The organism is Glycomyces tarimensis (assembly GCF_054776215.1).
Window position 1 is genome coordinate 55920 of the sequence record NZ_BAAHCB010000017.1, and the last position, 3965, is coordinate 59884.

General features: G+C 70.0%; 3 protein-coding genes. All 3 read right to left on the minus strand.

The features are described 5' to 3' along the window. Positions 1-15: 15 nt before the first annotated feature. Genes gatB through gatC form a run of 3 tightly spaced genes read right to left on the minus strand, consistent with a single transcriptional unit; the run spans position 16 to position 3347 of the window. The gene (gene gatB, locus ACYVK3_RS13380; RefSeq protein ID WP_460497824.1) at positions 16-1503 is read right to left on the minus strand and encodes an Asp-tRNA(Asn)/Glu-tRNA(Gln) amidotransferase subunit GatB; all 1488 of its coding nucleotides are present in this window, start codon (positions 1501-1503) and stop codon (positions 16-18) included. A 5-nt stretch (positions 1504-1508) separates the two neighbouring features. Continuing rightward, the gene (gatA, locus tag ACYVK3_RS13385) at positions 1509-3044 is read right to left on the minus strand and encodes an amidase (protein WP_460497825.1); all 1536 of its coding nucleotides are present in this window, start codon (positions 3042-3044) and stop codon (positions 1509-1511) included. Positions 3045-3047: 3 nt separating this feature from the next. After that, positions 3048-3347 carry an Asp-tRNA(Asn)/Glu-tRNA(Gln) amidotransferase subunit GatC gene (gene gatC, locus ACYVK3_RS13390; protein WP_460497826.1) on the minus strand — a complete coding sequence of 100 codons (300 nt, stop codon included), beginning with the start codon at positions 3345-3347 and terminating at the stop codon, positions 3048-3050. Positions 3348-3965 lie beyond the last annotated feature (618 nt).

The following is a 3965-nucleotide window of genomic DNA, read 5'->3' on the forward strand; positions in this document are numbered from 1 at the left end:
CGTTTCGCGGTTCGTCTAGGACAGCTTGTCGAGGATGATCTGGCGGACCGTCCCGGCGTCGGCCTGCCCCTTGGTGGCCTTCATGACCGCGCCGATGAGTGCGCCGGCGGCGGCGTGCTTGCCGCCGCGGATCTTCTCGGCCACAGCGGGGTTGGCCTCGATCGCCTCGTCGACTGCCTGCTCGAGGGCGCCGGTGTCGGAGACGACTTCGAGGCCTCGGGCGGCGGCGACTTCGGCGGGGGCGCCCTCGCCGGCGAGGACGCCGTCGATGACCTGGCGGGCCAGCTTGTCGTTGAGCCGGCCGTCCTCGACCATGGTCTGGAGCTCGGCGACCTGCGCCGGGGTGATGGCCAGGGAGCCGAGTTCGGCGCCGGTCTCGTTGGCGCGCCTGGAGAGTTCGCCGAGCCACCACTTGACGGCGCCGGAGGCTCCGGCGCCCGCGGCGATGGTGGCCGCGATGAGGTCGACCGCGTCGGCGTTGACCACCGACTGCATCTCCTTGTCCCCCAGGCCCCATTCGGCCTGGAGGCGCTCGCGGCGCTCGCGCGGCGGCTCAGGCAGGGTGGAGCGCAGCTGTTCGACCCACTCGCGCGAGGGCTCCATGACGGCCAGGTCGGGCTCGGGGAAGTACCGGTAGTCGGTGGCCTCCTCTTTGGAGCGCCCAGGGCTCGTCTCGCCGGTCGTCTCGTGGAAGTGGCGGGTCTCCTGGTGGATCTTCTCGCCGGCGTCGAGCAGCGCCGACTGGCGGCGGATCTCGTAGCGGACGGCGCGCTCGACGCTGCGCAGCGAGTTGACGTTCTTGGTCTCGGTGCGGGTGCCCCACTCCTCCCCCGCCTTGTTGAGCGAGAGGTTGACGTCGCAGCGCAGCGAGCCCTGCTCCATGCGGACGTCGGAGACGCCGAGTGAGCGGACGATGTCGCGCAGCTCGGTGACGTAGGCGCGGGCGACCTCGGGGGCCAGCGCGCCGGCGCCCGGCACGGGCTTGGTGACGATCTCCACCAGCGGGATCCCGGCGCGGTTGTAGTCGACGAGGGACTCGGTGGCGCCGTGGATGCGGCCGGTGGCGCCGCCGACGTGGAGGGTCTTGCCGGTGTCCTCTTCGAGGTGGACGCGTTCGATCTCGACCCGGTAGGACTTGCCGTCCACGGCGACGTCGACGTAGCCCTCCTCGCAGAGCGGCTCCTCGTACTGGCTGGTCTGGAAGTTCTTCGGCATGTCCGGGTAGAAGTAGTTCTTCCGGGCGAAGCGGGTCCACTCGGCGATGCGGCAGTTCAGTGCCAGGCCGATCTTGATGGTGGCCTCGACGGCGGCCTTGTTGGCCACCGGCAGCGCACCCGGCAGGGCCAGGCACACGGGACAGACCTGCGTGTTCGGCTCGCCGCCGAAGGTGGTGGAGCAGCCGCAGAACATCTTGGTGGCGGTGTCCAGCTCGATGTGCGTCTCGAGGCCGAGTACGGGCTCGTAGGCGGCGACGGCGGCTTCGTAGGTGTTGAGTTTCGTCATCTGCGCTACTTCCCATCCTCGCTGAACGCAGTGAAGCGTAGCTTTGCGTCGATCTCGGGCGCGGTGTCGGCCAGCAGGGGTCCCTGCGTGGACTCCAGGGCCGATGCGACGCGGTAGGTGATGTCGTCGCCCATGACCGGCCCCATGACCTGAAGGCCGACGGGCATGCCCTCGGAGAGCCCGACGGGGACGGACACGCCCGGTCCGCCGTAGAGGTTCGTCGGAATGGTGTAGAGGTCGGCGAGGTACATCTGGTACGGGTCGCCGGTGCGCTCGCCGAACTTGAAGGCGATGAACGGCGTGGTGGGGCTGATGATGGCGTCGACGGAGGCGAACGCGGCCTCGAAGTCCCGCTTGATGAGCGTGCGGACCTTCTGCGCCTGGCCGTAGAACTGGTCGACGTAGCCGGCGCTGAGCGCATAGGTGCCGAGGATGATGCGGCGCTTGACCTCCGGGCCGAAACCGGCCTCGCGGGTGAGGCTCATGACCTCTTCGAGGCTGTGGCGGCCGTCGTCGCCGGTGCGCAGACCGTAGCGGACCCCGTCGTAGCGGGCGAGGTTGGAGCTCGCCTCGCTGGGCGCGATGAGGTAGTACGTCGGCAGGGCGTAGGTGAACGACGGGCAGGAGACCTCGACGATCTCGGCACCGAGTTTGACGAGCTGGTCGACCCCGGCCCGGTAGGCCTCGACGACGCCGGGCTCGGCGGCGTCGGTGCCTTCGGCGAACTCCTTGACGACGCCGAGCTTGACGCCCGAGAGGTCGCCGGTGGCGCCGGAGCGGGCGGCCTCGACGACGGGCGGGACGGGCGCGTCGATGGTGGTCGAGTCACGCGGGTCGTGCCCGGAGATGACCTCGTGGAGCAGCGCGGCGTCGAGGGCGTTGCGGGCCACGGGCCCGGGGGTGTCCAGGGAGGACGAGAAGGCGATGAGGCCGAAGCGGGAGTTGGACCCGTAGGTGGGCTTGGCGCCGAAGGTGCCGGTGACGGCGCCGGGCTGGCGGATCGAGCCGCCGGTGTCGGTGCCGATGGCCAGCGGCGCCATCTTGGCGGCGACGGCGGCCGCGGAGCCGCCGCCGGAGCCGCCGGGGATGCGCGCGGTGTCCCACGGGTTCGCGGTCTGCCGGTAGGCCGAGTACTCGGTGGAGGAGCCCATGGCGAACTCGTCGAGGTTGGTCTTGCCGAGGATCGGCATCTTCGCGGCCTTGATGCGCTCGACGATGGTGGCGTCGTAGGGCGGGATCCAGCCTTCGAGGATCTTGGAGGCCGCGGTGGTCGGCATGTCCTTGGTGACGACGACGTCCTTGATCGCGATCGGCACGCCGGCGAGCGGGCCGAGCTCCTTTCCGGCGGCGACGGCGGCGTCGACTTCGGCCGCGGTGGCGAGGGCGCCTTCGCGGTCGACGTGCAGGAATGCCTTGACGGTGCCGTCGACGGCGTCGATGCGGTCGAGGAAGGCCTCGGTGACCGCGTAGGCGCTGGTGCGGCCCTCGCGGATGGCCTCGGCGAGGTGCGCGGCGGTCTGGTCGATGGTGCGTTCGCCCATGGCTCAGGCCTCCTCGTCCAGGATGCGCGGAACGCGGAAGCGGCCCTCGGCGGTGTCGGGTCCGCCGGCGAGCGCGGCGTCGCGGGGCAGCGATGGCTGGGGCTGGTCTTCCCGGAACACGTTCACCAGGGGCACCGCGTGCGAGGTCGGCTGGACGCCTTCGGTGTCGACCTCGCCGAGGGTCTTCATCGATTCGAGGATGACGTCGAGCTGCCCGGCGAAGGCGTCGAGTTCGTCATCGGTGACTTCGAGGCGGGCCAGCCGCGCCAAGTGCGCGACTTCCTCGCGTGAAATCGTACTCACGACAGGTGTTTCCTAACGGTTACTAGCTGCGGGAAGACCTATCGAGTCTAGGTCGTGGGCCGCGGGGGCGCGACTCGGCCCTGTCGTGGGAATGGGGCGTGTCTCGGTCGTGGGCGGCGCGGCCGGGCCTCTCCTCCGGCCGGGCCGGTCGCTCAGCCGTCGAGCAGGCCGATGCGTCGGCGGCGGCGCGCGGCGGCGGTCGGAGGCGCTTCTGGCCAGCCTCCGCGGCGCACACCGAGGTCGGCGGCGCTTCGCCCAGGACGGCCGCCGTCGCGACCACGCCGGAGGCGAGCGATGTTGCGAAATTGTTACCGGTCGGTACGCAACTGCTCCGCATGTTCGACCAGAGAGCGCTTCCTGCGGATCGGCTTGCACGCCAAGGCCCCGGCGGTGTCGCTCGAAGACGCCGACCTTCGCCGCAGGTGGGATGTGACCAGGGAAAAGAGCGCAGGAGCGATCGGAGAGCCGTGGCCCCTTCAAAACGGCCCGAACGTGGGCTATGATTGCTGTCACTGGCTCGGAACGGGTTTCCTGGTTTCCTTTCTGTTTCCTTGCTAATAACGAGTCGGTGGGTGTTCCGACTTGTGGTGGTGTTCTCGAGTCAGTGACGGGCCCCGG